Source organism: Alteromonas sp. 5NS40-0096 (genome assembly GCF_057544385.1).
In genome coordinates, this window is sequence record NZ_BAAJLQ010000003.1 from 384,296 (window position 1) to 408,683 (window position 24,388).

Genomic DNA, 24,388 nt, shown 5'->3' on the forward strand with positions numbered 1-24,388 from the left:
ATTTCGACAAAGTCTGATGTCGTTACAAGGCACGAGAAAAGCCTTTAAGCACATCTATACCAAAGGACAGATTTGCAGTGTTATTGGACCAAGACACGATCGCAGGCGCGTTGCAAAAACCTTCGCCTCATTTTGATGAAAGAGAGGACGACAAAGCAATCTCGCTCCTCGTGATCCACAATATATCATTGCCACCGGGTGAATTTGGTGGAGAGGATATTGCTAACTTGTTTTTAGGGCGCCTCGATGAATCGGCGCATCCGCTATACAAAGACATCGCGGGGTTACGTGTTTCAGCGCATTGTGTCATTCGTAGAGACGGCACGATTGAGCAGTTTGTCCCTTTGAGCAAGCGCGCGTGGCATGCAGGCGTATCAGTATTCCAAGGTAAGCCAAAATGTAATGATTTCAGTATTGGTATCGAAATGGAAGGTACGGATTCTGAACCCTACACACAGGCTCAATATCACGCTTTAGTTTCGCTTAGTTTTGCCATAATGCAAAAGTATCCTCGGATCACATTAGGTCGAATTGTAGGGCATAATGATATTGCGTTTGGTCGGAAAACCGATCCGGGCGTTGCTTTCGATTGGGCTTTTTTTCGTCAACAACTCACCGCATTCCAACAGGAGAAAGGGTTATGATTTTACTGAGTTTACTGCTCGTATTGGGTCTAGAGCGGGTTTTCGTAAAATCTGATTGGTGGCGTTTTACTTTTTACACCAATGCCTATCACAGGTTTGTCTCTGATAAGGGATGGCTCAATGACGATACGGACAGTACGACCATCGCCATTTTTGCCTTGTTGCCTGCAATGCTATTCGTTGTATTGACTAGCTTGACTAACGACTTGTTAACTTTCATTTTGCAAACCCTTGTGCTGATGGTTTGTGTTGGGTGTCAGGCATTAAGAAACACCTATAAGTGCTTTTTGAATGCTGCCAATCGGGGTGATTTAGAAGCGTGTAGTTTGTACACCGAGCTTCTTGGGCATTGCACTAAGTTTGATTGTGAAGAAGACTTCTCTCCCAGAGGGCAAGGAAAGAGTTTTGGACAACATATGCTATGGCTAAACTATCAGCATTACGCTGCCGTAATGATGTGGTTTGTCGCACTTGGAGCGCCTGGTGCCATGGCCTATGTCCTGTTGAGAGAATGGCACGAGATGTATTGCCAAGAAAATTTAGGTAGGGCGAAAACACTCGGGCAAATCCTTTTTGTGATGGATTTTGTTCCCGTTAGAATCACCTCTCTTGGTTTATTGTTGGTTGGGCATTTTTCTAGAGCATTACCGGTGTGGTTGGGGTATCTCGCAGACATCAAAGCAAGACCAGAGATTATTTTAACTCGTGTGGCGTCTCAAGCAGAGATGACTGCTGATGACAGAGCTGCGAGAGAACAAGACGCCTCCTATGAACCTAAACTGCTAGTCAAACTGGCAAAACGTAACATTATGTTTTTATTGGTTGTAACTTCGGTTTTAACGCTGTCAGGCTCGATTGCTTAACCCATTTAGAAAACGTGAATAAAAAGTAAGCTCATCAATCTTTGATGGGCTTTTTTTTTTGCTCGTCAGACCAGTCATGTTTATGCATTTTTTTTCAATAATTTCATAGACAAAGAAAAGTTTAGATTCGGCATCTATAGTTTCACTCAATGCTGACTATTTACCTCACTAATAATCTACCCTAAACTGTATAGGTAAATTGGTATTACCAATGAGTTTCGAAACCGACAATTCTTTACATTTATAGCGAAGAGAACAGCCTAGCCTATGCAGCAAGGAAGGAAAAAGTTGTCAGATGTCATTACTGAACAACTGGAATCAATGATTCTGGATGGTTCGCTATTGGCTGGCCAACAGCTGCCTCCAGAGCGCGAACTCGCCCTTCAATTTGATGTATCTCGACCTTCATTGCGAGAAGCCATTGGTAACTTGCAAGCAAGAGGGCTTGTTGAGCGTAAGCAAGGTGGCGGAACGTACGTCAGTAAGCAGCTCAATGCCGCTATGAAGGACCCTTTGATGGCGCTGATCAGTCGCCGTCCAGAAACACAATTTGACTTACTTGAGTTTAGGCATGCGCTCGAGGGAATGTCGGCATACTACGCTGCATTGCGTGGACAGCCCGAAGATTACCTAGCACTAAAGCAAGCATTGGAGTCGCTACCACAACCAAAACAAGGTGAAAGCAAAAGAGCGCAGGCCGAGGCGCTGGGTCATTTCTACGTCACCATGGCGAGAGCGTCTCACAACATGGTGTTGCTTCACGTGATGACGACAATGCAAAGCATGTTAGTTGAAAACATCGAACGGAACTTGGATATGTTGGCTCAACAGCCAGATGTTGTCAGCGATATCGAAAGACAGCGGCATGATATTGTCGCCGCTATTGCCAATCGCGACCCTGAGGCCGCGAGGCAAGCTTGTAATACCCATTTGGCATTTATTGAAACAACTTTGTTGTCTATTAACCAGAGAGATAGCAGAGTTCAGCGCGCACTGAGACGTTTAGAAATTTAGGTGTTGCGCGCGTGTTTCGTGTTAGTTCTGCTACACGAAAGTCGTGATTTTACTCTGGTAATGACAATTTAATTTACGTAGCCATCTCACTTTTATAAAACGAAAGTGCTGATGGTTTTCTATGTTAGCAATAATAGGATGGCACCATGACTGATATGATGCACCAAGATGTAGATCCACAAGAAACGAAAGAGTGGATCGATGCGCTTGAGTCTGTTTTGGAAGAAGAGGGCGTCGAGCGCGCTCATTATCTACTTGAAAAGCTGATTGACAAAGCTCGCCGCAGTGGCGCGCATTTGCCATATGATGCGACGACAGCATACATCAACACAATCCCTGCTGCTCAAGAGCCTAAGATGCCTGGTGACTTGACTATCGAAGCACGCATTCGTGCGGCTATTCGATGGAATGCACTAATGATTGTCTTACGCGCCTCGAAAAAAGATTTAGAGCTAGGTGGACATATCGGTAGTTTTGCGTCATCAGCGATGCTTTATGACGTTGGCTTTAACCACTTCTTTAAAGCGCCTAATGCGAACCAAGGTGGCGACTTTATCTTTGCACAAGGTCATATCTCACCGGGTATCTACGCTCGTTCATTTATGGAAGGTAACCTGACTGAAGAACAGCTCAATAACTTCCGTCAAGAATGTGCTGGCGATGGCCTGTCATCATACCCTCATCCTCATTTGATGAAGGACTACTGGCAGTTCCCGACAGTATCTATGGGCCTTGGCCCACTGCAAGCGATTTATACGGCTCGCTTCCTTAAGTATTTAACCAACCGCGGTATCAAGGATTGCTCAGATCAACGCGTTTATTGCTATATGGGCGACGGTGAGTGTGATGAGCCAGAAAGCTTGGGTGCAATCGGCTTAGCGTCTCGTGAAGGCCTCGATAATCTCACTTTCGTCATCAACTGTAACCTTCAGCGTCTTGATGGCCCGGTACGTGGTAACGGCAAAATTATCCAAGAGCTTGAAGGCACATTCCGCGGTGCGGGTTGGGAAGTGGTAAAAGTTATCTGGGGTAGCTATTGGGATGAACTACTTGCGCGTGATAAATCTGGCAAGCTGATTCAGCTAATGGGCGAGACAGTGGACGGTGAATACCAAAACTGCAAAGCCAAAGGCGGTAAATACACCCGTGAAAACTTCTTTAACAAGTATCCAGAAACGGCAGCTCTAGTTGCCAATATGTCTGATGACGATATCTGGCGCTTAAATCGCGGCGGTCACGATCCGGTGAAAGTGTTCGCTGCATACCAAAAGGCAATTGACACGAAAGGCCGTCCAACGGTTATCCTTGCTAAGACAGTCAAAGGTTTTGGTTTAGGTTCTTCTGGTGAAGCGCAAAACGTTGCTCACAACGTCAAGAAAATGGATGTAGATTCAATTAAGCAATTCCGTGACCGTTTCAATATCCCGGTAGCGGACGACAAAATTGCAGACTTGCCATACTTCAAATTCCCTGAAGACAGTGAAGAAATGAAGTATCTACAGGCTCGTCGTGAAGCATTGGGCGGTTACCTTCCTGCACGCAGAGAGCAAGCGGAAGAACAATTAGAGATTCCTGAGCTAAGCGCATTTGATGCAATTTTGAAAGGCTCTGGTGATCGTCAAGTGTCGTCGACAATGACTTTCGTTCGCGTGTTGAATGCACTATTGAAAGACAAGAAGATTGGTAAACGCATTGTACCAATTATCCCTGATGAAGCCCGTACCTTTGGTATGGAAGGCTTGTTCCGTCAGGTGGGTATCTATGCGAACGAAGGGCAGAAATACGTCCCTCAAGACGCCGACCAAGTTGCTTATTATCGCGAAGATAAGAAGGGTCAAGTACTTCAAGAAGGTATCAACGAACTGGGTGCAATGGCATCATGGGTAGCATCGGGTACGTCTTATTCAACGTGTAACGCCACGACGATTCCTTTCTATATTTATTACTCTATGTTTGGTTTCCAACGCGTTGGCGACTTGGCGTGGGCGGCTGGCGACAGCCAAGCTCGTGGCTTCTTACTTGGTGCAACTGCAGGTAGAACCACTCTAAATGGTGAAGGTCTTCAGCACCAAGACGGTCATTCACATGTTCAAGCTAACCTGATTCCTAACTGTATCACTTACGATCCAACATATGGGTATGAGGTTGCGGTCATCGTTCAGGACGGCCTACGCCGTATGTATGGTAACAACGAAAACATTTTCTACTACTTGACCTTGATGAATGAAAACTATCAACACCCAGCAATGCCTGAAGGTGACGATGTAGCAGAGCAAATCATCAAAGGTATTTACAAGTTGGAGCGCGTTGAAAGTGCTAAGTCTAAGCTAAATGTTCAGCTAATGGGCTCAGGTACTATTTTGAATGAAGTACGCAAAGCTGCGCAGATTCTAAGCGATGACTACAATGTTTCTTCAGACGTTTACTCGGTGACGTCTTTCAATGAACTTGCTCGTGAAGGCCAAGATGTCGCTCGTTGGAACATGTTGAATCCTGAAGCTGAGCAGAAAGTGCCATATATCGGTCAAGTGATCACGAAAGAAGCGGGTCCTGCTATCTCAGCAACTGACTACGTGAAAAACTATTCAGACCAAGTTCGTGCGTTCCTAGAAACTGACTATCGTTGTCTTGGTACTGACGGATTCGGTCGCAGTGATAGCCGTGAGAATTTGCGTACGCACTTCGAAGTGAACGCGGCATACATTGTGGTTGCATCTTTATACGAGTTAGCACAACGCGGTGATGTTGAAAAGAGCGTGGTGGCAGAAGCTATCAAGCGCTTTGATATCAACGCTGAAAAACTTAACCCGCTGTACGCGTAAACATAAAAGGTATTTTACAAATGTCAGATATTCAAAAGATTATCGTACCCGATGTTGGTGGTGACGAAGTAGAAGTTATCGAATTATGTGTTGCTGTTGGCGATACAGTGGAAGCCGATGAAGGTGTAGTGACGGTAGAAAGTGACAAAGCGTCAATGGATATCCCTGCACCGTTTGAAGGTGAAATTGTAAGCTTGACTGTTGCCGTAGGCGACAAGATCAAAGAAGGCGATGTTATTGGTGAGATGAAGGCAGCAGGTGAAAGTGATGCACCAGCTGCTGAAGCCGCGCCAGCGCAAGAAGCGCCAGCCGAAAATCAGCCAGTAGCTGCTACAGCAGCCTCTGGTGCGAGTGTGATTGAAGTTGCCGTGCCTGATATCGGTTCAGACGATGAAGTAGACGTTATTGATGTGTTGGTTTCGGTTGGCGATAGCGTCGAAAAAGAAGATGGCTTGATCACCTTAGAAACGGACAAGGCAACGATGGATGTGCCATCGACACATGCAGGTATCGTAAAAGAAGTCTTTATCAGTACTGGTGACAAGGTTAAAGAAGGCACACTCGTCATCAAGCTAGAAACGTCAGAGGCGGGGGCTAGCGCACCTGCTGAAGCTGCGCCAGCCGCTGAGACGACACCAGCGCCCGTTGCCGAATCAGCACCGGTTGCTGCTGGCAGTGAAACCATTGAGGTGGCGGTGCCAGACATTGGTTCAGATGATGAAGTGGACGTTATCGATGTGTTGGTGTCAGTTGGTGATAGTGTGGAGGCCGAAGATGGCTTGATCACTCTTGAAACAGACAAAGCCACTATGGACGTACCTTCTACTCATGCGGGTACCATCACCGAAGTCTTTATCAAAACGGGTGACAAGGTTAAGCAAGGTACACTTGTCGTTAAGCTTGAAACCAGTGGTGGTGCGGTTGTGCCAGCGGCTCCTGCGGCTGAAAAATCGCCAGAGAAACCAGCGGCACCTGCTCCAGCGCCACAAAAAGCGGCAGCTGAAAGCCGCCCTCCTGTTACTACATCAGCGGCGCCAGCGTCTTCGGGTAAAGCGCATGCCTCACCGTCGGTGAGACGAATTGCACGTGAATTCGGTGTTGATTTGACGTTGGTAGCGGGCTCTGGTCCAAAAAACCGTATTCTTAAAGAAGATGTTCAGGCCTATGTTAAAGCTGAATTGGCTAAGCCGAGAGGCACTGCCGCGTCAGCGGCACCAGTTGGTGATAACGTATTACAGATAGTGCCGGTTAAGCCAATTGATCACAGTAAGTTTGGTGAAATCGAAGAAGTACCGCTAACGCGTATTCAGAAAATCTCAGGTCCATTCTTACATCGTAATTGGGCAACGATTCCCCATGTTACGCAGTTTGACGAAGCCGACATCACGGATGTAGAGGCATTCCGTAAAGAGCAAAATGCGTATCATGCGAAAATCAAGTCAGGGCTTAAGATCACTCCTCTTGTTTTCGTAATGAAAGCAGTGGCTAAAGCACTCGAGAAGTACGAGGTCTTTAACTCTTCGTTGTCAGATGACGGCGAGAGTCTAATCGTCAAGAAGTTTATCAACATCGGTATCGCTGTTGAAACGCCAGGAGGCCTAGTTGTCCCTGTTATTCGCGACGTAAATAAGAAAGGGATTGAGCAACTGTCTCAGGAATTGATCGATACCTCTAAAAAAGCCAGAGATGGCAAACTCAAAGCGTCAGACATGCAAGGTGGCACATTTACCATTTCTAGTTTAGGTGGAATTGGTGGAACGGCATTCACACCTATTGTAAATGCGCCAGAAGTCGCCATATTAGGTGTATCTAAGTCTGAGATGAAGCCTAAGTGGAATGGCAGCGAATTCGAACCGCGTTTGATGGTGCCGTTGAGCCTGTCATATGACCACCGAGTGATCGATGGTGCAGTGGGCGCGAGATTCTCGACGGAAGTCGCGGCTAACCTGACTGACTTACGCAGAATCATACTTTAAGTAAAAGGTCGAGAAAGTTTACAATAGCAGTAACATTTTCGATGATTTTATAAGCCTTTAAGGCGGTATTTAGGGTATGCTATTGCGCAAAAGTGATAGCATAACCAAAAAATAGGAATTGAGGTTCACAATGAGCGAAATTAAAACGCAATTGGTGGTACTGGGCGGCGGCCCTGGCGGTTACTCTGCTGCATTCCGTGCAGCGGATCTAGGCATTGAAACAGTTATCGTAGATTCACGTGACACCCTAGGTGGTGTTTGTTTGAACGTTGGCTGTATTCCTTCAAAAGCACTTCTTCACGTTGCAAAAGTCATGAAGGAAGCTAAGCACCTTGCAAGTCACGGTGTAACATTTGGCGAGCCTACCATCGATCTAGACAAAATCCGTGCATATAAAGACAGCGTTGTTAACCAGTTAACAAACGGTCTTGGCGGTATGTCTAAAATGCGTAAAACCAAGCATGTTCAAGGCTATGGTAAGTTCACTGGTAGCAACACGTTGGAAGTGACCAACGGTGGTGAAGTAACGACTATCACGTTTGAAAAAGCAATTATTGCGGCTGGTTCTGAACCAGTAAGCTTGCCTTTCATCCCTGAAGACGACCGCGTGATCGATTCTACTGGCGCACTGGAAATGAAAGATATTCCAGAGAAGATGCTAGTACTTGGTGGTGGTATTATCGGTCTTGAAATGGGTACGGTATACGAAGCACTAGGTTCACAAATTGATGTGGTTGAATTCCTAGACCAGCTTATTCCTGCTGCAGATAAAGACATCATGAAAGTCTTCATGAAGGACTACAAAGACAAATTCAACATTATGCTCGAAACTAAGGTGACTGCAGTTGAAGCAAAAGATGATGGTCTGTATGTCACTTTCGAAGGTAAAAAAGCGCCTGCTGAACCTGTGCGCTACGACAAGGTACTTGTCGCGGTTGGCCGTAAGCCAAACGGTAAGCTTGTAGGAGCAGAAACTGCAGGTGTTAACGTTGATGAGCGTGGTTTCATTAGTGTTGACAAACAAATGCGTACTAACGTTGATCACATCTTTGCGATTGGTGATCTTGTCGGTCAGCCGATGCTAGCGCACAAAGCTGTACATGAAGGTCATGTTGCTGCGGAAGTGATTGCAGGTCAAAAACACTATTTTGATCCTCGTGCAATTCCGTCAGTTGCTTACACTGAGCCAGAAGTAGCTTGGGTAGGTCTAACTGAAAAAGAAGCGAAAGAACAGGGCGTAAGCTACGAAACTGCGGTATTCCCATGGGCAGCTTCTGGTCGCGCCATAGCTTCTGATGCGACTAACGGTATGACTAAAATGATTTTTGACAAAGAATCTGGCAGAGTCATCGGTGGCGCAATGGTTGGTACTAACGCTGGCGAGATGCTTGGTGAAATCGGCCTAGCAATTGAAATGGGCGCAGATGCAGAAGATGTTGCTTTGACTATTCACGCTCACCCAACGCTAAACGAGTCTATCGGTTTGGCTTCGGAAATCTTCGAAGGCAGCATTACGGATTTACCAAATCCAAAGGCTAAAAAGAAGAAATAAAGACGATTTTTTAAAAAAGCGAGGCAGTGCCTCGCTTTTTTTTGTCCGTAGAACATGAGTTGACTTGAAAAAGCTAGCCCAATCCTTCCCCCATACTTCCCTGACTTTGCCACAATTTGAATGCTTTGTTGCTCAAATGATGGCGCAGAATACCTGATACTAACACGATAAACAGGAATTCTAATGAACAATAAAATACACACTATTTATGCTGTATCGGCCATTATTGCCTCGGTTGCATTGGGCAGCATTTTGGCAAATGGCATAGTGTCCTTTAAAGCACTGGATAGGGTTGTTACGGTAAAAGGGCTAAGTGAAAGAGACTACTTGGCGGATAAGGTTATTTGGCCCATCTCGTATAATCACGCTTCAAATGACCTCAATGAACTTCACGAAGCCATGGCCTCTCAGACACTAAAAGTACGCGCTTTTCTTATTCAAAATGGTGTGGATAGTGGCGATATTTCAGTGTCGTCACCAAGTGTGACAGACAAACTGGCCCAGCGGTATGCAGATAACAAGCCGCGTTTCCGGTATCAGGCTTCCCAAACGCTTACTGTTTATTCGGGGGAAGTAGAGAAAGTACAAACTATCATGGAGAGAATGGCTGGACTATTAAAGCAAGGCGTTGTGTTCAGTGAAGGTGATTACTCTTCCTATACACAGTATCTTTTTACCAGGCTCAATGAAGTCAAACCAGAGATGGTTGAAGAAGCAACGGTGAATGCTCGTCTTGTTGCTGAGAAATTCGCGAACGATTCCGGCAGTCGTTTGGGCAAAATCAGACGAGCGAATCAAGGACGCTTTTCAATTTCTAGCCGCGATAGCCAGCACCCTCATATAAAACGTGTTAGAGTCGTGTCTACCATTGATTACAACCTGATTGATTAAGTACTTATGTCTTTGAGAAAGCGTGCCTACAGCCTCCATCGTTGGCTAGGGATGATTGTGGGTTTGCAAGTGGTCCTTTGGATCGCGGGCGGTGTTGTTATGAGCGCTATCCCAATCGACATCGTCAGAGGCACGCATTTACTTCACGACTTACCTAACCCAGACAAACCATCTACGCAAATTCCATCTGATCTTAGCTGGAAATCCTTGTCATATGTCCAACGAAATGGTGATACCGCTGTAGTGGTTGAGTATTGGTCTGGTGATATCAGCTTTCGCGATCCTACAACGTTTGAAGAGCTTCCTGAATTATCTGAAAACGAAGTAAGAACAACGGCAATGACACGCTTAAAGCAACAAGCCAATGTGCTAGGCATTTATCGTTTGACCCAGATACCCCAAGAAGTCAGCCGTTTATCACTACCGATGTACAAAGTTGTGTTTGACGATTGGAAATCGACAACGCTATATGTGTCACCTAAATCTGGAAATATCGAGTCGGTCAGAACAGACATATGGCGGTTTTACGACTTTTTCTGGATGTTACATATTATGGACTACAAAAACCGCAGCGACTTCAATAACCCGCTAGTGATAATTGCTGCGACCCTGTCTTTGTTGATGGTCGCGAGCGGTTTGCTACTCTTATACTATCGAGTCGTCAAACCTATGGTTGCTCGACGTAACGGTTTTACATGATCAGAGTATGAGCGAACAAAAAGCACCTTCTCAGCTACAGCTATTCGAGGTACCAAGTCCATGCATCGGGGTTTGTGAAAGCGGACCACGAGGGTTTTGTAAAGGTTGTTTTCGAAGCAGAGAGGAGAGGCTTTACTGGTTAAAGATTGACGATCCGACCAAACGCAAAATTGTTGCCGCATGCTACCGTCGCAAACGAGCTGCTGACAGAAAAAAGAAGCTTAAAAACGAAACTGTAGAATCTGATATCCAAGGTAAACTCTTTTGAACCACAGCTTTGACGAAATGGGGCGGCAAAGCGCTAAAAGTCTACATCTACGTTTTACATACCAAATATGGTTAGGGCGTGTCGATTTAATCTGAACGCTGATATACTCACAGTTGTATTTTCATTCCAATCCAACAGGGCTAAATTAATGGCACTAGAGCAGTATGTAGCACAGGCGACACAATCCTTCACTATGCCTGATATCTGTATCCGTTTGAGAAGTGTGCTTGACGACCCTCGCAGTGATATCAGCGATATCGGTAAACTAATCAGTGTTGACCCTTCTCTTAGCGGTAAAATTCTAAAGCTGGCCAACAGTGCTCTCTTTCGTTTTGCGTCCCAGGTCACTTCTGTTGAGAAAGCGGTGATGGTGATTGGCGGTGAAGCCCTGTATAACCTCGTTTTAGCTGAGACAGCATCAGCCGCCTTTCAGCAATTTGGTAACGAATTGTTGAGCGTAGAAGCACATTGGGAAAAGTCAGTATACGGCGGTATGGTAGCAAAATATTTAGCCCAACAACTCAAACTAAGAGGAACTGAGCGCTTTTTCGCAATGGGCATTTTGCGGCACTTTTGTGAATTGGTCGTCGCCAAGGCGTCGCCATCAGAATATGCAAAATATTTGGATGACAAGTCCAATGAGTTACCTTGGAACAAACAACTTAAGCACTTTGGGTTTACCTTTGCCGAAGGCAGCGGTACGATAATGCGTGAATGGAATTTGCCAATGGCATTGCATTTCCCCGTTACGTATCTCCATGATTTAACAAAGCAAACATCCGATGTCGATGTGGCATTGTTGGCTTGTGCTAGCCAAATAACCGTAAAGTCACTGGAACCGGATACATACGGCGAAATTGAGCCGATAACGCCGCAGCAGGCTGGTTTGCTGAAATTAGCGCCAGAGGCGTTGGGTAACGCTGCTACATTTGCACAAAATGAGACAGGGAAGGTTTCTAGTTTTATCCGATAGTTGACCCTGCAATGGGTTAAGAATAAAAACGAGAAGATTCATGAAAGTTCCTTGTAGTTTGCGACTGCTTGTTGCAACGTGCAGCTTTGCTGCGTTTCCCTCATTGGCTGACAATACCCGAGAACAATTACTTGACGCCTTGTATAAACTCGACTTCGACGTTCAAGATGCGCCTGAAAAAGAGAAAAAGCCACTGTCGCTTGATGGCGAATTCGGAGTTTTGCTTTCCACTGGAAATACCGAAGCTACCTCACTGAAAGCGGGCATCACTTCTGAGCAAGAATTGACGTCTTGGAGCAATAGTTATTTTGCAGAAGTGTTGTACAAAACAAGTGAAGTTGACTCCGATGACACTCCCGAGCGTCAAACTACCGCTCAACGCTTTTTTGGCTCAGCCCAATTTGACTATAAACTCAACGCGAATGACCGCCGGTTGTTTTTCTATGGCGACTACGAGAATGATAGGTTCAATGGCTATGACTATCGAGCGTCGTTGGCGTCGGGTTGGTCCCAAAAGTTCGAGCTGGAGGGCGATAGCGATTTTCGTTATAGCATAGGGCCGGGTTACTCGTTAGTTGAAGCGGAAGAAGACAACAATGCTGCAACGAGTGGGTTTATCGTTAGAGCGTCGGCAGAGTATCGATACCATTGGGATTCTGGAGCGAAAATACGGCAGTTTTTATCGACTGAGGCGGGTAATCAGAATACGAAGTCACGCTCTGAAACGGCCCTTTCTGCAAAGATAATGGGTAAGTTGGCAATGAAACTTTCGTTTGTTTTAAATCATGAGTCTTCACCAACAGAAGATGCTGAAACGTTGAGCACGGAAACATCACTCGCGTTGGTATATCAATTTTTTTAGTCTTTAGTTGAATTCTTGCAAGATGCACGTTCAGTGGGTATTGACTCAATATTTACGCAAGTTAGACTAGCGCCTTAATCTCAAGCTGGCGGTAAAGGAATACTCGGAACTGCTGAAAGCATTGCATTATTGCAGCCATACGACCAGCAGGACTTAATTTACAGCGTAGGACGATCAATGAAACACACATTAATTAAACTATCAGCACTCAGTGCCTCATTACTGGTTGCTTTTCCTTCTCTCGCCGAAGACGAACCAAAATCGTTTACGATGGATGGCGAGTTCGGATTTATCTTCACGTCTGGTAACACTGAAACCACCTCTTTTAATGCGGGCTTAACAGCAAAACAAGAACTCGAAAAATGGAGTAATGATTTTGTTCTTGAGGGGCTTTACAAGCGTGAAACGGTCGAAGATGCCGATGGCAATGAACTGGAACGAACCTCTGCTCAGAAGTTTTTTGGTTCTGCACAAGCTAACTACAAACTTGAAAATCCAGATCACCGTTTATTTGGATTTGCGTCATATGAAGACGATAGGTTCAACAGTTTCGAGTACCAAGCTACCGTTGCTGCGGGTTGGAGCCAAAAAGTATGGAATGATGGTGATACGTCATTTGAATACAGTATTGGTCCGGGTTATTCATTCATAGAGTCAAACGATGGTGAAAATCTGGATAGCTTCATCGTTCGTGGTTCGGCCGGTTTCACTTGGCGCATTTCTGAAACGGCAAAATTTGCCCAAACAATCAGTACGGAAGTTGGTTCTGAAAACACCAAATCACGTGCGGAATCTGCCCTCAGCGCTACGATTAGCGGCGGGCTATCGATGAAGTTGTCGATTAAACTTGATCACAACACTGACGTTGCTGATGGCGTTGAAAACCTAGACACAGAGACTGCTGTTACCTTGGTTTATAGCTTCTTCTAAGCAAATTAGATTAAGTTCGAGAAAAGCCACCGTAAGGTGGCTTTTTTGTTCTCTATTGTTTACCGACGAACTAATCAAGTTCTCTTATCGTGGCAATAACAATACGTCCAATACCATAAAGAAGTAGCGCGAAAACGCCAAATACCGTTAAGTCGTAGATGACTTTAGGATAGGTGTTGTCCTCTGGCAGTGTGGGTGATTCTATCGTAACGAGGTGTTGTAACTGCTCATAAGTTTCAACTCGCGCTTTTTCAAGTGTAACTAATGACGCTGAATAGGCTTGTATTGCAAGTTCAAGTTGTACCTGCAAGTTACTGTAGTTAGCCATTTGTTGGCTTACAGAAAGCTCAGAAGTCGAACTAGAGCCAGTAATACGAAGTTTCTCTTGACTGATTTGAGATTCCAATGCCGATATTTCTCTTTTAGTGGAAAGTACCTCAGGTGCACCATCTGACATCGACGCTTTTAGAGCTATTAGTTCGGCTTTTTTTTGGGCCAATGCAGACTCTAGTGAAAATGCAATTTGTTGGAATGCTGCCCCCTCAGCGGAGGGGTCTAATACGCTGTACTTAGACTGAAAAGCGAGAAGTTGCGTTTTTGCCTGCTGAAGCTTTTTCTCGACAATATCATGTTCACTTTGCGCAAATTCGAGTTTTACCTCTGCTAGCTTATTGTTTATTTCGTTTATAAAATTTTCAGCTCTAGCGACTAATTGTGCATTTACTTCCTGAGCAAAAGCGGGAGTGAAGGCTTGAGTTTTAAGGGTAATAATCGAAGAAGTCGAATCAACTTCTACACTGATTTTGTCGTGATAATAGGCGGCTAATTCTTCTTTTGTATGATCACTGGCGAGTCGGCTGATGAAATCGCCTTCGTCAGACATGTAATGTCCTGCCAGATCAATTTGGCTGTTAAGGAAATCGAGCATGTCCGCGGATTCTATAAACGCCTTAACTAAAAGGCTTTCGTTGTTTGTTAACGAAGCGCCGGTGACAGCCGGAAGTAAAAGCGAAGAAGGATCAAAAGCTCCTCCAGAGCTATTTGACTTGATTATCATTTGACTCGTACTTTCATACCTCGGAGCCGCAAATAGAAGTAAATATAATGCGTAAACTACCCAAGGGATAATTACGACTAGAATCATTCTTTGTCGCAGGAAATTTAAATATTGTTTTAATTTAGTCATTTAAAAATGAGTCCTGAAAATTAATTTTTACCATAAAATGTAATGGCTTCTTCAAGGTCGTCAAAATAAGTGAGTTTGCCTTTATTTATCATTACAGCCGCATCACAGAACTCTCGGAGTTGGTCCATCTCATGACTAACCATTATGATGCCAGCAGATTCACTTTTCTCTTTAAGCGTTTGTCGTGCTTTTTTCCTGAAAATGGCATCGCCTACAGAGGTAGCTTCATCAATGAGGTAGAGGTCAAAGTTGATGTTTACACAACAAGCAAAAACTAATCTCGCACGCATCCCTGAAGAATAAGTGCGAACAGGAAGGTCAAAGCGTTTACCGATTTCAGCAAATTCTTGAACCGAATTTTCATATTGGTTCAACGAAGATACGTTGTTAATTCTGCCTATAAATCGAGCATTTTCGCGTCCCGTCATTTGCGGATGAATGCCTGTAGCTAATGCTACTGGCCAAGACATAGAGTGGGATGTTGAAATCTTTCCTTTGTCTGGATATTCGCTTTTTGCCAACAAACGAAATAGCGTAGATTTACCTGAACCATTTTTGCCGAGAATCGCTAGGTTTTTATCTGTGGGGATGTTAAAACTTAAATCACGAAAGATATACTGATTCCCTAAGTTACTGGGATAGTATTTAGTTAGTTTCTCTAAGCGTATCATCGCGAGAGTACCCTTTTCCAAGTCAAATGGTAGCATGACAGGGCGAGGAAAAGCGTCGCTACAGTACACTCTATCAAATACTGAATGTCCACCCCTTCATTTCCATAATTTGGATAACACGCGTACCTCGCTAATTCAATCAGATGAAGTAATGGATTCCAGGTGAGATAGGGCCAAAACTCTTTTGGAATATCTTGCAGGCTAAAAAACACTGCAGAGACAAACATTAAGGGCCGCGTGACCATTTTTTTTATTTTATCAACTTCAGGAATAAAGCTAGATGCGATAGCAAACAGTAATGCAATTGAAGCACCCAATACAAATAACATTACCGCTAACGAAAACAATAGTAATGGCTCTGCAATAGCCCCCTCTATTTCAAGTACGTACATCGCTATAAGACCTAAGGCGACTACGCCCACTTTGATTAATGACTCCATCAACGTAGACGTTAGCAAAGGTGCAATAGGCTGAACTTGTCTAAACGCAAACAAAGGCTTCGACCTTTTGATTGCAGTAGAAGAGGTACCAAGAATGCTTGTAAATGTCATCAATCCAAGAAAACCAAGGAACATGAACATGAAGACGGGTACACTGTGAACATCATCTCCGAGAAGAAAGCTACGGCCGTATGACAACACAAAGATAAACATAAAAGGCTCTATCAGCGCCCAACTAAGTCCGAATTTATCGTTGAATTTACTCTGAAGTTCACGCAGAAAAAGTGCGAATAGCACATTCTTCCAAGCTTTCAAGTGTTGTTCGAAACGCTTCATACTAATCAATAATGGCATTTGCCGCCACGGCAATCTGGAATATGATTTGAGTAATATCTTTCACTGCCTGCATGGTTTTAGCATCGATTTTTGGCAGGACTACGATACGATCTCCTGGCAGTAGTTCTATGCTATGGTTGTCTAATAACCAAGATGTCGATGCACTATCTGTGAAGACTACTGTGCCATTGTTCCTAATAATCATCATGCGCTCGTCATCGGCTCTGGTAGAGTAACCTCCGGCCCAAGCGATGTAGTCTGTGATGGAAGCGTCAGCGTTAAATACGACGGCTTGAGGTAACATTACCTCGCCCCCAATATTGATAACGTCCGATACGGCGGGAATCACTATCGTATCATTCGGCTCAAGCAGAAGATCAGCAGTACTGCCGTTTTCAGATATCACTACTTTTCCAAGCGGTTCAATCTGTCTTGCTCTGGCCACAAAATCGGTAACGAGCTGTGCTTCTTGCGCACGGATGGCGCCTTCACCAGAAGAGCTGACTGGCGCAGTAAATACACTGCGCTCCAATCTATCGAGCGCTTGGTTAAGCATTTCTCTTTGTTGGATAGCTACGCTCTCTCTTAATAAGTAGACATTTTTATAATCCGATAAGGATTTATCAATTGAAATCATATGGAGAAGATCGTGCAACTTAGCGCCTCTAGGGACCATATACTGTGATGGTCCGAGGAAACTACCTGCGACGTTTATGCGGTAAACTTGAGTCTCATGGTCATCGAGAAACTCTATTGTGTCACCATCGTTAAGAGTGGTGTTGGAGAATTCTTCAAGACTGTAGTATGCAGCAAACTGACTGTTTTCACGAAGCCCTGCCAAGCTCACATGACTGATAAAAGGGGTTGGCTTGGCATACTGAATGACTTCCTTGCCCATTACATTGTTAGCACTAAACTCGAACGTAAAACTGTTTCTCGCACCTGAAGTGACAATGACCGTGTCTTTGATCTCTTCTACCAGAATAACATCACCGTCTTTGAAAGACATTTGCGGTAAGACGCCGGAAACATAAAAGTCGTACAAATCGATACTTTCTATAATCTCGCCCTGTCTTACTATATTGATGCTACGAAAGCTACCACGGAGAAAGTCAATACCGCCTGCACGCTTGAGAAAATAAAGCAAGCTGTCGTTAGCTTGGCCTGCGTATTGACCGGGTCTTAGAACCGGCCCAGAGACAAAAACGGAAACCGGTGTCGACGTCAGTAAATTTACGTAAATATTGACATCTCGGGTATAAATTTTACGAATTTCATTGCTTACTTTGGTGTTAACTAACTGAGCGGATGTACCTGAGAGTGCTATTGGTCCAACATTTGGAATAAAAATATTACCCTGATTATCAACTGTCACAACATCAGAGAAATTGACAGCACCCCAAAGCCATATCGAAATTTTGTCTCCTGGAGCGATGATGTAATTGTCGTTTAGACCCGAATCTCTCTCTGTTTCATAGCCGCCAAGAAAAAGGTTGGCAGCGAAGGGCGGGCTCAGTTGTTTTTCCTGCATAGGAAATACAGAGTCAATAGTTGCTTCACCAGGTAACACCAGTCCTTGTCTTTGTGCTTGCTTAAACTGACCCAAGGAAGATTGAGGTGTTACTGAAGGTAGTTGCCTATCACCGTTTATGGTGGGCGGCGCAATTCCAGAAACTGAAGGTGAATTTTGTTGGCTTGCAACTGAACGACGAAGCTCTTGAAGTTGTTCAATCGATTGTGATGAACAAATCTCCGTGAAAAAAAGCAAAGCAAAGCCAGTAATTATAGTTTTATAGTTGGAGCGCATAGTGTTCTCAGTATTTCTGAACGAAATTATTGGGCAGGATAGCTAGGGTCAATTAAAGACCAGCCGAGCGGTGTTTGACACATTACAGCCTTAAAGCTTTGGTCTACCATTTCGCTATAATTGCTCAATCTTTGCAACCTAAAGCATGTTTTCCCCATTGCTGATGTATAAGGGGTTGTTGTTAGGTAGTTTACATTGTTATGAGTAAGCTTGAACCCACTACGACCAGTGAAATTGTTGACGATATTGTTTGGCTTATTTAAAGCGCTATTATTTTGGACATTTACAAGTGGAACTGAAGCTGTTACTTCTTTTGGAACGTGAACGCACGCGGATAGACTCGCCGCAGCAAGGATTCCTGTTGCGTAAACTTTTCGTCCGCAATTGAACATTTCAAATATCCTTTTAATTTTTGATGGCATATTAGCACAAGATTAGAACGGTGGTAACATACTATCACTACTGAAAACATCAAAGACTTTGACGTTTTATTTTTGTCACAAATCCCCTGTAAAATACAAATAACTCAGTATTTATGACTATCTACTGGTTATTCATCATATATATGATTATCATAGGGGTTGAGCTTGTGTAGATCGGTCTTGATTCCCAAAACACGGGTTCATGGAAGTAGTAGCAAACGGATTAATAATTACAATGATTAAGTTTTATCAGCAGCTAAGCGTGAATGCGATAGCATCGACAGGGTACACGAGTTAATGCTAAGTCACTTACAGTTTATTCCTCTTTTTACCGCATTCTTCGTGGCGTTAATTCTTCTTGTCGTGATGACACCGCTAGCGCATCAGTTTGGGTTAGTTGATCAGCCCAGTATTCGTAAACGTCATGCCGGAATCGTACCTTTGACTGGCGGCGTCGCGATATTTATGGCAGTGCTTGTTGCATCAGTAGCAACCGATGTTTGGATGAGAAATAGTCCGTTGTTTTTTACAGCCTCTGCTTTTATTGTTTTATTGGGCATGCTGGATGATAGGTTCGATTTAAGCGCTAAAGGCCGACTGGTTTGCCAGTTTGGTGTTGCCGCGATTATGGCTTGGAGTGCCCAAAATTATATCACTTCACTTGGCAACGTATTTGGTTTCGGGGCCGTCGATTTTGGACTATTTGGTTATTTCTTTACTATTATTTGCGTGGTTGGTGTCATCAATGCGTTTAATATGATTGATGGTATCGATGGTCTTGCTGGTGGGATGAGTTTACTCGTCCTAACAAGTGTCGTGGGGTTACTGTTAAGTTCCGGCAATGGAGCAGCGATAATGGAACCTCTGATCATTATTGCTGCAATTGTTCCTTTTCTTGCCTTCAATTTGAGTTGGAAGGGGTTTAAGGGCAACAAAATCTTTATGGGTGATTCTGGCAGTATGTTTGTTGGCCTAACAATCGTTTGGCTTCTGGTAGATCATACTCAAGGTTCTGGTCCAGCAATTCGACCTATTACAGCAGTTTGGCTCATTGGCCTCCCGTTAATGGATATGGCCGCGATTATGTATCGACGGGCACGGAAAGGACAGTCAGTCTTAAAGCCGGATAGAAAACACTTGCACAACATATTTATGAGGGCAGGGCTTTCTTCCCGTCAAGCATTAGGCGCGATATTAGCGCTAGGTTCGGTGTTTTGTGCTATCGGAATCTTGGGTGAGGTGTACCAGGTTTCTGAACCAGTTATGTTTTGGAGCTTTATGGTTTTATTATTTCTATACAGCTTTGTGATTCAAAATGTTTGGCAAGTAATGCGAAAAATCAAGAGATTTAGGCGCGCTATTAACAAATAGTGCGCTTGGTGTTTTATTCTGGAATTCTTTGTTATTCTAATCCCACTTTTTTAGCTACCTGGCGGTAATTTGTCTTCCCGTTTTATTGTTCAGCATCAACGCCCACTAGATGCCGTTGAATCAGTTGTCGGTTTGGCTGTTTATCATGGCGATAGAGATACGTGGCTCAAACAGGCTATTAATAGTATCCTGAACCAGACGTATAGCCACTTCATATTTGTAATTATGATTGATGGTCCAACTCGCTCGTCGTTGAGAGATATCGTGTATCAGTACGCCCGAGAGGACGAGCGTATTGTTGTTATCGAAAGCGAGAAAAATGTCGGTTTAGCAACGTGTATGAACTTTGTCATCGACTGGTCTTTGAATTTAAATGCAAAATTCTTTTTTCGAATGGATGCTGATGATGTGTCACACGGAGATCGTCTTGAACGACAAACGTCCTACTTAAAAGCTCATCAAAACGTAGCTGTTTTGGGATCTGCGCTAACTGAAATTAATGAAACGGGCGAAAAGGTGGGCAAGCGGGTAATGCCTGGTTCACACAAGAAGATCGTCTCGATGCTACCTCGTCGATGTTCGTTGAATCACCCTACCGTCGCCATACGTTTTGAAGTCTTTCGTCAAGGTTTCAGATACGAATCCCATTTAAAAAACACTCAAGATTATTTTTTTTGGGTCAGACTGGCCAAAGAAGGCTATTTGTTCAGAAACCTTAAAGACCCATTACTTGATTTTCGTCGAGTGAATGATTTTTACAAGCGTAGAGGGCTCAGTAAGTCTCTTAATGAGTTTAAGGCCCGAATGTATGCGATGTGGCATCTTAAAAAGGTTTCTCCGCATAATTTTTTGTATGCAGTGAGTGTTCTTGTATTAAGACTGTTGCCATCTCCTCTAGTAAAGCTAGCATATAAAGTCGATCGCGTATTACTTGAAAAGTTTGTGAAACATTGAATACTGTTGGCATCATTATCCTTTACAACCCTGATATTCAGTTTGTTGAGCAAAATATCAACAAGCTGGCTGCTTGTTCTATTCCGACTATCTTGGTTGACAATTCCGCAAATCAGCAACAAATCTCGGGATCTTCAATTCATAGCTACCATCACTGCTTAGGTAATGTGGGGATTGCAAAGGCCCAAAATATTGGGCTGCAAATTGCTTCGGAGTCAGGGTTTCACTATGCCTTTTTACTCGACCAAGACAGCAACCTAAATGCTGACCTGATTTACGGTGTTCAAAATGGCATGAAAGAGGCTCAATCCATTTTTGATAAGGTCGCCTCGGTGAGTCCGAGGGTAGTCTGTAGTTTTAGCGGTTCAGTAGTGAAGCCTATTATTCAAAAAACCTTGTTTAAAAAAGACAGTTTTGTCAGTGTGCCGCAGGCTATTGCATCGGGGATGTTGATTCAGTTAGAAGCGTTGAACGATGTAGGGCAGAAAGATGAAAGCCTATTTATCGATGGTGTTGACCACGAGTGGTGTTGGCGAGCGAGAACAAAGGGCTACCATATTCTGCTTGATGAACGCATTGAAATGCTTCACACACAAGGTGACAGCCGTCTCAAGTTTTGCGGCGTAAACTTCAAAATTGGTTCCGAGATAAGGCTGTATTATCAATTTAGGAATGTTATCGCTTTATCGAGGCGTCCTTACGTGCCTTTTTATTGGAAATGCCGTCAACTTTTGGGCTTACCAATACGTTACCTAGTCAATCGTTATTTGGCTAAAAATGGTCGTCAACGCGGCTACTTTATGAATAGAGGACTTTGTGATGGGCTTAAACGCAAAACTGGAAAGTTTTTTGAGAAATCTTGAATGCATCGAAGAGTGTGGCATTGGCATTCTTGCCAATTCTCTATAGTATTAAATAGGAAATTTGTAGAGCATTGATTTGTATATTTATCAATGTGAATTGAGTATCTCCGGATGGTTTACATGGTGTTAGTCTTATTATAAGACTTTCAAGAATCGGTGCTCGGTCATCGCCACTGGTTTATCCGTATAAGGGAAATAATAAATATGAGTCAGGTGAAAAAAGCAGTTATTCCAGTAGCTGGTTTGGGAACAAGAATGCTTCCAGCAACAAAAGCCATTCCAAAGGAAATGTTGCCTGTTGTTGATAAGCCATTAATTCAGTACGTGGTAAATGAATGCGTTCAAGCGGGAATCAAAGAAATTGTACTTGTGACTCACGCGAGTAAGAACAGTATCGAAAACCATTTTGACACGTCATTTGAATTAGAAGCGACATTAGAGCAACGAGTTAAACGCCAGTTGCTTGCAGATGTACAGGCTATTTGTCCAAAAGATGTCACTATTATGCATGTCAGGCAAGGCGTCGCGAGCGGACTTGGGCATGCGGTTTTATGTGCGCGCCCACTAGTCGGAGACGCTCCTTTCGCAGTTGTCCTTCCTGACGTAATCATTGATGATGCACTATCAAATCCTAAGAAAGACAATCTTGCCGATATGGCCGCTAAATTTAATACTAGTCGCGTAAGCCAAGTTATGGTTGAGCAAGTGCCTCAAGAAGACGTAACTAAATTTGGTATTGTCGACCTTGAAGGTGCCGAAATCAGTCCTGGCGAAGCTGCGAAGATTCATCAAATGGTGGAGAAACCTGCACTAGAAGACGCGCCATCTGATTTGGCTGTTGTTGGCCGTTATGTGTTGTCTGAGAAAATTTGGGACTTGCTTGAATTTACGCCGCCAGGAGCGGGCGGTGAAGTTCAGCTTACTGATGCGATAGCTGCACTGATGAAAACAGAACAAGTCGACGCTTACTACATGAAAGGCAAAAGCCATGATTGTGGAAGTAAACTCGGTTATATGATGGCCAATGTTGAATACGCATTAAGGCACCCTGAGCTGGCAGGGAAGTTTAAAGACTTTCTTAAAGAAACGCTCGCAGAGTCTTAACGAACTGCAAAAAACGCCCGTTAAGGGCGTTTTTTGTATCGATTACATCTTGTCTATTTCACGTAGACTTGCTTCTCAATTTTGGCAAGTAGCTTTTCACCAATACCTTTGACCTGTGTCACCTCAGCAAGCTCAACAAAATGACCGACAGATTCTCGATAGTCAATAATGGCCTGGGCTTTTGACTCGCCAATACCCGGTAAAGACATCAGCTCTTCCAGTGATGCAGAATTTAGGTTCAAGCTTTGTTGAACCTCTGGGCTGGAAGTGGATGAAGCGTTAATGATTGAAGCCGTTTCCTTAGCTTGAACAACGCTAGGTAAATATACGGCTGATGAAAACAAGCAAAGTAAGTAAATTAGTTTTTTCATGTTCAAATTCCCATTATTCCTCGTTGATTTAACCTTGTAGTTGAAGAACTACGGTTGAAGAATAGGGGAGGTTGCAAGCAAAAACATTTGAGCTAAAGATCAGATTTTCAGCACAAACAAAAAAACGGGCACTAGGCCCGTTTTTCTGAACTTGGATAAAGACTGAATTATAGTCTATCTAGTACAGCTTGAGTGAACTCTGTTGTACCGTGTTGTCCACCTAGGTCTCGGGTAGTTCGGTCGCCGCTTTCGATCACGTCTTTAAGTGCTGAACGAATCTTTTCTGCCTTATCTCCCATGTTTAGGTATTCCAACATTTGCACAGAAGCCAAGATGACGCTTGTTGGGTTAGCTAGGTTCTTACCTGCAATATCTGGAGCTGAGCCATGAACTGCTTCAAACACAGCACAATCTTTGCCGATGTTAGCGCCAGGAGCCATACCCAATCCACCGACTAATCCTGCGCATAAATCGGATAAGATGTCACCGAATAAATTGGTTGTAACGATAACGTCAAACTGATGTGGGTTCATTACCAATTGCATACAAGTATTGTCTACAATCATTTCGCTAGATTCGATATCAGGGTAACGTTCGCCAACTTCTCTCGCAACTTTCAAGAACAAGCCTGAAGTTGATTTGAGTATGTTTGCTTTGTGAACGGCAGTGACTTTCTTACGGCCTTCTCTTCTGGCTAATTCATAAGCAAATTCTACAATTTGCTCCGCACCTTCACGGGTGATTTTACTCATTGCTTCTGCTTCTGTACCGTCTTCAGAAACAACTTGCCCAAGACCTGAATACATGCCTTGGGTGTTTTCGCGAACAGTAATAATATCAATGTCTTCGTATCTTGCTTTTGTACCTTTGAATGAAAATACTGGACGAAGATTCGCGTAAAGTTTGAATTGCTTACGCAAGCTTACATTGATTGACGTAAACCCTTCACCAACAGGCGTTGTTAGTGGGCCTTTTAACGCAACTTTGTTTTTTGCAATTAGGTCAAGTGTCTCTTGTGGAAGCAATTCACCGTGATTTTCCAAGGCAACTAAGCCTGCATCAGCGTAATCATAAGCGAAGTCACATCCAACCTTATCAAGAATTTGAGTTGCTGCATCAATGATATCTGGGCCGATACCATCGCCGCGAATGACAGTTATACGTTGCTGCGTCATGGGGAGAAATCCTCTGGTAATACTGGTTTCGTTAGGTTCTTTGAATAAAGCGAGCGTAGTCTAAGCATAGATAAATAGCATGCACACGACCATGCGCGATTAGTCTTATACTATCGCTATCCGTACCTTGGATTATTATTGTGTCGTTAAATAACTACGTCTGCGCTGGAGCGCATATTCTACATGACCTTGGG

The 24,388-nt window shown here is 43.9% G+C and carries 22 protein-coding genes; 16 read left to right on the forward strand and 6 right to left on the reverse strand.

Going from position 1 to position 24,388, the window contains the following annotated elements:
• The first annotated feature begins 77 nt into the window (after nucleotides 1-77).
• From ampD to AC27G9_RS11685, 12 genes are all read left to right on the forward strand, one after another.
• The gene (gene ampD, locus AC27G9_RS11630; protein ID WP_487074333.1) at nucleotides 78-644 is read left to right on the forward strand and encodes a 1,6-anhydro-N-acetylmuramyl-L-alanine amidase AmpD; all 567 of its coding nucleotides are present in this window, start codon (nucleotides 78-80) and stop codon (nucleotides 642-644) included.
• Nucleotides 641-1,507, forward strand: coding sequence for a beta-lactamase regulator AmpE (gene ampE / locus AC27G9_RS11635; protein ID WP_487074335.1), 867 nt, complete (start codon nucleotides 641-643; stop codon nucleotides 1,505-1,507). The genes ampD and ampE overlap by 4 nt, the downstream gene beginning before the upstream one ends.
• A gap of 267 nt (nucleotides 1,508-1,774) precedes the next feature.
• The gene (locus AC27G9_RS11640; RefSeq protein WP_487074337.1) at nucleotides 1,775-2,521 is read left to right on the forward strand and encodes a GntR family transcriptional regulator; all 747 of its coding nucleotides are present in this window, start codon (nucleotides 1,775-1,777) and stop codon (nucleotides 2,519-2,521) included.
• Between the two features lie 146 nt (nucleotides 2,522-2,667).
• Complete coding sequence (aceE, locus tag AC27G9_RS11645) at nucleotides 2,668-5,343, forward strand: pyruvate dehydrogenase (acetyl-transferring), homodimeric type (RefSeq protein WP_487074339.1); 2,676 nt, start codon at nucleotides 2,668-2,670, stop codon at nucleotides 5,341-5,343.
• Between the two features lie 20 nt (nucleotides 5,344-5,363).
• Entirely contained in the window at nucleotides 5,364-7,319 is a 1,956-nt protein-coding gene (gene aceF / locus AC27G9_RS11650; protein WP_487074341.1) for a pyruvate dehydrogenase complex dihydrolipoyllysine-residue acetyltransferase, read from the forward strand.
• Nucleotides 7,320-7,449: 130 nt separating this feature from the next.
• Entirely contained in the window at nucleotides 7,450-8,871 is a 1,422-nt protein-coding gene (lpdA, locus tag AC27G9_RS11655) for a dihydrolipoyl dehydrogenase (protein ID WP_487074343.1), read from the forward strand.
• A 183-nt stretch (nucleotides 8,872-9,054) separates the two neighbouring features.
• The gene (locus tag AC27G9_RS11660; RefSeq protein WP_487074345.1) at nucleotides 9,055-9,762 is read left to right on the forward strand and encodes an SIMPL domain-containing protein; all 708 of its coding nucleotides are present in this window, start codon (nucleotides 9,055-9,057) and stop codon (nucleotides 9,760-9,762) included.
• 6 nt (nucleotides 9,763-9,768) lie between these two features.
• Nucleotides 9,769-10,461, forward strand: coding sequence for a PepSY domain-containing protein (locus AC27G9_RS11665; RefSeq protein ID WP_487074347.1), 693 nt, complete (start codon nucleotides 9,769-9,771; stop codon nucleotides 10,459-10,461).
• A gap of 7 nt (nucleotides 10,462-10,468) precedes the next feature.
• Nucleotides 10,469-10,729 carry a DUF1289 domain-containing protein gene (locus AC27G9_RS11670; RefSeq protein ID WP_487074349.1) on the forward strand — a complete coding sequence of 87 codons (261 nt, stop codon included), beginning with the start codon at nucleotides 10,469-10,471 and terminating at the stop codon, nucleotides 10,727-10,729.
• A 148-nt stretch (nucleotides 10,730-10,877) separates the two neighbouring features.
• Nucleotides 10,878-11,702, forward strand: coding sequence for an HDOD domain-containing protein (locus tag AC27G9_RS11675; RefSeq protein WP_487074351.1), 825 nt, complete (start codon nucleotides 10,878-10,880; stop codon nucleotides 11,700-11,702).
• Nucleotides 11,703-11,742: 40 nt separating this feature from the next.
• Nucleotides 11,743-12,564 carry a DUF481 domain-containing protein gene (locus tag AC27G9_RS11680; protein WP_487074353.1) on the forward strand — a complete coding sequence of 274 codons (822 nt, stop codon included), beginning with the start codon at nucleotides 11,743-11,745 and terminating at the stop codon, nucleotides 12,562-12,564.
• A 177-nt stretch (nucleotides 12,565-12,741) separates the two neighbouring features.
• Nucleotides 12,742-13,494, forward strand: a complete 753-nt coding sequence (locus AC27G9_RS11685; RefSeq protein ID WP_487074355.1) for a DUF481 domain-containing protein — start codon at nucleotides 12,742-12,744, stop codon at nucleotides 13,492-13,494.
• Nucleotides 13,495-13,564: 70 nt separating this feature from the next.
• On the opposite strand, the gene AC27G9_RS11690 is transcribed toward AC27G9_RS11685, so the two are convergent.
• The 4 genes from AC27G9_RS11690 to AC27G9_RS11705 form a co-directional block, all read right to left on the reverse strand.
• Nucleotides 13,565-14,551 (reverse strand): KpsE/RkpR family capsule polysaccharide export protein, encoded by a 987-nt coding sequence (locus tag AC27G9_RS11690; RefSeq protein ID WP_487074357.1) that lies wholly within the window; start codon nucleotides 14,549-14,551, stop codon nucleotides 13,565-13,567.
• A gap of 149 nt (nucleotides 14,552-14,700) precedes the next feature.
• Nucleotides 14,701-15,351, reverse strand: coding sequence for an ABC transporter ATP-binding protein (locus AC27G9_RS11695; RefSeq protein WP_487074359.1), 651 nt, complete (start codon nucleotides 15,349-15,351; stop codon nucleotides 14,701-14,703).
• Nucleotides 15,348-16,145 carry an ABC transporter permease gene (locus tag AC27G9_RS11700; protein WP_487074361.1) on the reverse strand — a complete coding sequence of 266 codons (798 nt, stop codon included), beginning with the start codon at nucleotides 16,143-16,145 and terminating at the stop codon, nucleotides 15,348-15,350. Before AC27G9_RS11700 ends, AC27G9_RS11695 begins: the two co-directional genes overlap by 4 nt.
• On the reverse strand, nucleotides 16,129-17,895 hold the full coding sequence (locus AC27G9_RS11705; protein ID WP_487074363.1) for a polysaccharide biosynthesis/export family protein: 1,767 nt from the start codon (nucleotides 17,893-17,895) through the stop codon (nucleotides 16,129-16,131). The genes AC27G9_RS11700 and AC27G9_RS11705 overlap by 17 nt, the downstream gene beginning before the upstream one ends.
• A 758-nt stretch (nucleotides 17,896-18,653) precedes the next feature.
• On the opposite strand from AC27G9_RS11705, the gene wecA reads away from it, so the two are divergent.
• The 4 genes from wecA to galU all read left to right on the forward strand — a co-directional run bounded on the left by wecA (nucleotide 18,654) and on the right by galU (nucleotide 22,648).
• On the forward strand, nucleotides 18,654-19,727 hold the full coding sequence (wecA, locus tag AC27G9_RS11710) for a UDP-N-acetylglucosamine--undecaprenyl-phosphate N-acetylglucosaminephosphotransferase (RefSeq protein WP_487074365.1): 1,074 nt from the start codon (nucleotides 18,654-18,656) through the stop codon (nucleotides 19,725-19,727).
• Nucleotides 19,728-19,796: 69 nt separating this feature from the next.
• On the forward strand, nucleotides 19,797-20,681 hold the full coding sequence (locus AC27G9_RS11715; protein ID WP_487074367.1) for a glycosyltransferase: 885 nt from the start codon (nucleotides 19,797-19,799) through the stop codon (nucleotides 20,679-20,681).
• Nucleotides 20,678-21,544 carry a glycosyltransferase family 2 protein gene (locus AC27G9_RS11720; protein ID WP_487074369.1) on the forward strand — a complete coding sequence of 289 codons (867 nt, stop codon included), beginning with the start codon at nucleotides 20,678-20,680 and terminating at the stop codon, nucleotides 21,542-21,544. The genes AC27G9_RS11715 and AC27G9_RS11720 overlap by 4 nt, the downstream gene beginning before the upstream one ends.
• A 204-nt stretch (nucleotides 21,545-21,748) precedes the next feature.
• A complete protein-coding gene (galU, locus tag AC27G9_RS11725) occupies nucleotides 21,749-22,648 on the forward strand; it encodes a UTP--glucose-1-phosphate uridylyltransferase GalU (protein ID WP_487074371.1) in 900 nt (299 codons plus the stop codon).
• A gap of 53 nt (nucleotides 22,649-22,701) precedes the next feature.
• Here galU and AC27G9_RS11730 read toward each other — a convergent pair whose 3' ends face one another.
• Together AC27G9_RS11730 and AC27G9_RS11735 are read right to left on the reverse strand one after the other, a co-directional pair.
• Nucleotides 22,702-23,019: a ComEA family DNA-binding protein gene (locus tag AC27G9_RS11730; RefSeq protein ID WP_487074373.1), complete on the reverse strand. Its 318-nt coding sequence runs from the start codon at nucleotides 23,017-23,019 to the stop codon at nucleotides 22,702-22,704.
• A gap of 167 nt (nucleotides 23,020-23,186) precedes the next feature.
• The gene (locus tag AC27G9_RS11735) at nucleotides 23,187-24,194 is read right to left on the reverse strand and encodes an isocitrate dehydrogenase (RefSeq protein ID WP_487074375.1); all 1,008 of its coding nucleotides are present in this window, start codon (nucleotides 24,192-24,194) and stop codon (nucleotides 23,187-23,189) included.
• Nucleotides 24,195-24,388: the final 194 nt, after the last annotated feature.

Bases quoted from the DNA above. Each gene is read 5' to 3' on its own strand.
- ampE (WP_487074335.1), top strand. From the start codon at position 641: ATGATTTTACTGAGTTTACTGCTCGTATTGGGTCTAGAGCGGGTTTTC.
- AC27G9_RS11640 (WP_487074337.1), top strand. From the start codon at position 1,775: ATGCAGCAAGGAAGGAAAAAGTTGTCAGATGTCATTACTGAACAACTG.
- aceE (WP_487074339.1), top strand. From the start codon at position 2,668: ATGACTGATATGATGCACCAAGATGTAGATCCACAAGAAACGAAAGAG.
- aceF (WP_487074341.1), top strand. From the start codon at position 5,364: ATGTCAGATATTCAAAAGATTATCGTACCCGATGTTGGTGGTGACGAA.
- lpdA (WP_487074343.1), top strand. From the start codon at position 7,450: ATGAGCGAAATTAAAACGCAATTGGTGGTACTGGGCGGCGGCCCTGGC.
- AC27G9_RS11660 (WP_487074345.1), top strand. From the start codon at position 9,055: ATGAACAATAAAATACACACTATTTATGCTGTATCGGCCATTATTGCC.
- AC27G9_RS11665 (WP_487074347.1), top strand. From the start codon at position 9,769: ATGTCTTTGAGAAAGCGTGCCTACAGCCTCCATCGTTGGCTAGGGATG.
- AC27G9_RS11670 (WP_487074349.1), top strand. From the start codon at position 10,469: ATGAGCGAACAAAAAGCACCTTCTCAGCTACAGCTATTCGAGGTACCA.
- AC27G9_RS11675 (WP_487074351.1), top strand. From the start codon at position 10,878: ATGGCACTAGAGCAGTATGTAGCACAGGCGACACAATCCTTCACTATG.
- AC27G9_RS11680 (WP_487074353.1), top strand. From the start codon at position 11,743: ATGAAAGTTCCTTGTAGTTTGCGACTGCTTGTTGCAACGTGCAGCTTT.
- AC27G9_RS11685 (WP_487074355.1), top strand. From the start codon at position 12,742: ATGAAACACACATTAATTAAACTATCAGCACTCAGTGCCTCATTACTG.
- AC27G9_RS11690 (WP_487074357.1), bottom strand. From the start codon at position 14,551: ATGATAATCAAGTCAAATAGCTCTGGAGGAGCTTTTGATCCTTCTTCG.
- AC27G9_RS11695 (WP_487074359.1), bottom strand. From the start codon at position 15,351: ATGATACGCTTAGAGAAACTAACTAAATACTATCCCAGTAACTTAGGG.
- AC27G9_RS11700 (WP_487074361.1), bottom strand. From the start codon at position 16,145: ATGCCATTATTGATTAGTATGAAGCGTTTCGAACAACACTTGAAAGCT.
- wecA (WP_487074365.1), top strand. From the start codon at position 18,654: ATGCTAAGTCACTTACAGTTTATTCCTCTTTTTACCGCATTCTTCGTG.
- galU (WP_487074371.1), top strand. From the start codon at position 21,749: ATGAGTCAGGTGAAAAAAGCAGTTATTCCAGTAGCTGGTTTGGGAACA.
- AC27G9_RS11730 (WP_487074373.1), bottom strand. From the start codon at position 23,019: ATGAAAAAACTAATTTACTTACTTTGCTTGTTTTCATCAGCCGTATAT.
- AC27G9_RS11735 (WP_487074375.1), bottom strand. From the start codon at position 24,194: ATGACGCAGCAACGTATAACTGTCATTCGCGGCGATGGTATCGGCCCA.